3 protein-coding genes are annotated in these 3,563 nt (G+C 70.5%); 1 reads left to right on the top strand and 2 read right to left on the bottom strand.

Annotation, left to right across the window (positions count from 1 at the left end; all coding sequences use genetic code 11):
• Window positions 1–891, bottom strand: an 891-nt coding sequence (locus LLG88_09285; GenBank protein ID MCE5247094.1) for an MATE family efflux transporter, incomplete at its 3' end; no start/stop codon positions are given.
• Between the two features lie 4 nt (window positions 892–895).
• A complete protein-coding gene (locus LLG88_09280; GenBank protein MCE5247093.1) occupies window positions 896–1,429 on the bottom strand; it encodes a peptidylprolyl isomerase in 534 nt (177 codons plus the stop codon).
• A 116-nt stretch (window positions 1,430–1,545) separates the two neighbouring features.
• Here LLG88_09280 and typA point away from each other — a divergent pair, with 116 nt between their 5' ends.
• Window positions 1,546–3,354, top strand: coding sequence for a translational GTPase TypA (typA, locus tag LLG88_09275; GenBank protein MCE5247092.1), 1,809 nt, complete (start codon window positions 1,546–1,548; stop codon window positions 3,352–3,354).
• Window positions 3,355–3,563 lie beyond the last annotated feature (209 nt).

Raw genomic sequence — 3,563 nt, 5'->3', positions numbered from 1 at the left:
GACGCTGGCCAGCTTGAGGGCGACGGAGTGCGCCGCGAGCGCGGCGGCGCCGAGCCATCCGGCGAGGAGGCTCGACGCGGCGAACGCCCACATCTCGAGCATCAGCTGCGCGCCGATCGGCAGCCCCAGCGCGAGCAGGCGCCCCACCTCGGCGGGCCGCAGCGCCTCGCGGCTCCACGGCGTCCACGCCCCCTCGTGCAGCCGCCAGATCCGCACCAGCGCGAAGAGGACGACGAGCATCGCCACGCGCGCCACGCCGGTGGCGATCCCCGAGCCGCGCACGCCGAGCGCCGGGAAGCCCCAGTGGCCGAAGATCAGCAGCCAGTCGAGGACGGCGTTGACGACGTTGCCGGCGACGACGACGACGAGGCCGGGGAGCATGATCGCACGTCCCTGCAGGTACTGGCGCAGGGCGACGAAGACGAGGAACGGCGCGGCGCTCCAGAGCTGCACCGACACGTAGGCCTGCGCCGCGGCGGCCAGCTCCGGCGTCTGCCCGAGGAGGCGCAGCGCGAGGTCGGCCTGCGTCCAGAGGAGGGTGAGCGGAATCGCGAGGAAGAGGGCGGCGACGGTTCCGAGCTGCAGCGCGCGCGCCGCGCCGACGCCGTCCCCCGCGCCGTGGGCCCGCGAGACGAGCGGGTCGAGCCCCATCAGCACGCCCATCGCCGCGAGCAGCGTGCCGACGATCCAGAGATCGCCGAGCGCGACCGCGGCGAGGGCGTTCGGGCCGAGGCGTCCGACGAAGAGCGCGTCCACGACGCCCAAGGCCATCCAGCCGAGTTGGGCGAGGACGACCGGCGCGGCGAGCCGGGCGAGCGGGGCGAACTCGCCCCGCGGCGATGGACGAACGGCGCGCCGCGGGCCGCGGCGCGGCCCGGGGCGCCCGCTCAAAGAGTCACTCCCCGTCGTGGCCGGGGCAGCAGCTGCAGTCGCCTTCGCAGTCGTCGCCGTAGGGGTGGCCGTGCTCGATCTCTTCCTTCGTCGCGTCGCGCACGCCCGCCACCTCGACGTCGAAGTGGAGCGTCACGCCGGCGAGCGGATGGTTCAGGTCGAGCGTCACGACGTCGCCGGCGACGTTGGTCACCCAGACCGGCATTTCGTCGCCGTCCTCGTCCTGCGTCCAGAACTCCATGCCCGTCTCGAGCTTCTCTTCCTTCGGGAAGAGGTTGCGCGGCACGTTCTGCACGCCGTCCTCGTCCCGAACGCCGTATCCCTTCTCCGGCGGGACGACGACGCTGAGCTTGTCGCCGACGACGCGGCCCGCGAGCGCCTCTTCCAGCCCTTCGACGATGTTGTCGGCGCCGTGGAGGTACTCCAGCGGCTCGTCGTCGCCGGTCTCGTCCAGCAGCTCGCCGGACGCGTTCTTGAGGGTGTAGCGGAGGCTGACGACTTTGCCGTCCTCGACGCGCAGTTCGGTTTGGTCGGACATGAGGCGGGTCTCCTTTGGGATCGCGGGAGGATAAGCGGGCCGGGGCGGCCCGGCAAGCTTTCGTGCGGACGGACCGGGGGCGGGATACGATCCCGCCGACGAAAGGAACCAAGAAGATGCAACTGAGGAACGTAGCGATCATTGCGCACGTCGACCACGGCAAGACGACGCTCGTGGACGCGATGCTTTGGCAGAGCGGAGTCTTCCGCGCCAATCAAGACGTGCAGGTCCGGGTGATGGACTCGAACGAGCTCGAACGCGAGAAGGGCATCACCATCCTCGCCAAGAACACGGCCGTCCACTACCAGGGCGCGAAGCTCAACATCGTGGACACGCCGGGCCACAGCGACTTCGGCGGCGAGGTCGAGCGCGCGCTCAAGATGGTGGACGGCGCGCTGCTGCTCGTGGACGCCTCCGAAGGGCCGCTGCCGCAGACGCGGTACGTGCTGCGCAAGGCGCTGGAGCTGAAGCTGCCGGTCGTGCTGGTGATCAACAAGATCGACCGCCAGGACGCGCGGGCCGACGAGGTCCTCAACGAGGTCTACGACCTGTTCATCGACCTCGACGCCGAGGACGACCAGCTCGAGGTCCCGGTGCTCTACACGAACGCCAAGAAGGGGACCTGCCGCCTGACGCCGGACGGCGAGGACCAGGACCTGCGGCCGCTCTTCGACGCGCTGCTCGAGCACATCCCCGCCCCCGCGGGGTCGCCGGACAACACGCTGCGGTGCCTCATCGCGAACCTCGACTACAGCGACTACCTCGGGCGCCTGGGCATCGGCCGGATCTTCGACGGCACGATGCGGGTCGGCGACGCCGCCGCGGTCGTGGACCGCGAGGGGAAGCCGCGGCAGGTCAGGATCACCAAGCTCTACACCTTCGACGGCCTGACGCGCGTCGAGGTTCCCGAGGCGCCGTGCGGCGAGATCGTCGCCCTCGCCGGCATCGAGGGGCTGACGATCGGCGAGACGGTCACCTCGGCCGCCGATCCGCGCCCGCTCCCGCCGCTGCAGATCGACGAGCCGACGCTGTCGATGGTCTTCTCGGTCAACAGCAGCCCGTTCGCCGGCAAGGAAGGGCGCTGGGTGACGTCGCGCAACATCAAGGACCGGCTGGAGAAGGAGCTGCTGACCAACGTCTCGATCAAGGTCGAGCCGACGGACACGACCGACGCCTTCAAGGTGATGGGGCGCGGCGAGCTGCAGCTGGCGATCCTGATCGAGCAGATGCGCCGCGAGGGGTTCGAGCTCTCGGTGTCCAACCCCCAGGTGATCACCCACGTCGAGGACGGCAAGCGGATGGAGCCGCTGGAGCTGTTCGTCGTGGACCTGCCGGAGAGCTTCCTCGGCGTCGTCATGGAGAAGATGGCGATGCGCAAGGGGAAGGTCGTGAAGATGGTCAACCACGGCTCCGGCCGGGCGCGCGTCGAGTTCCACGTCACGACGCGCGGGCTGCTCGGCGTCCGCTCGGAGATGCTGACCGACACGCGCGGGACGGCGGTGATGAACCGCCTCTTCGTCGGCTTCACGCCCTGGCAGGGGGAGATCGTGCGCCGGACGACGGGGGCGCTGGTCGCCGACCGCGCCGGCGAGACGACGGCCTACGCGCTGCACCACCTCGAGTCGCGCGGCGAGCTGTTCGTCGGCCCGGGGGCGCAGGTCTACGAGGGGCTGATCGTCGGCGAGAACGCGCGCGAGGACGACATCGACTGCAACGTCACGAAGCTGAAGAAGCTGACGAACATGCGCGCGGCGGCGGCGGACGAGACGATCCGGCTGACCCCGAGCCGCTCGCTGAACCTCGAGCAGGCGCTGGAGTTCATCAACGGCGACGAGTTGGTGGAGGTCACGCCGCAGTCGATCCGCCTGCGCAAGACGGTCCTTTCCTGCGCTCTCCGCTTCAAGAAGCGCGCGCAAAACGCCTGACGGCGGGCGCGCCGCGTCCGCACGCTTCGGACGCCCGCGCTCTCTGGTTTCGGGTGCCGTTGTTCGGGGCGCCGCGGTTCCGCGGCGCCCTCTTTGTGTTCGCGCCCCGCTGCGTTGTCTCGGGGTGCAGGGCCCGCGCGTTTCGCAATGCATGGCTCGCGCGGCTCGCGGTGTATGGCGCACGCGTTTCGCGGCGCAGGGCACGCGCG

Source organism: bacterium (assembly GCA_021372775.1).
Lineage (GTDB): Bacteria > Acidobacteriota > Polarisedimenticolia > J045 > J045 > JAJFTU01.
The sequence above is the reverse complement of the archived record's forward strand: the minus strand, read 5'-3'. Positions and strand labels throughout refer to the sequence as shown.

Bases quoted from the DNA above. Each gene is read 5' to 3' on its own strand.
- LLG88_09280 (MCE5247093.1), bottom strand. From the start codon at position 1,429: ATGTCCGACCAAACCGAACTGCGCGTCGAGGACGGCAAAGTCGTCAGC.
- typA (MCE5247092.1), top strand. From the start codon at position 1,546: ATGCAACTGAGGAACGTAGCGATCATTGCGCACGTCGACCACGGCAAG.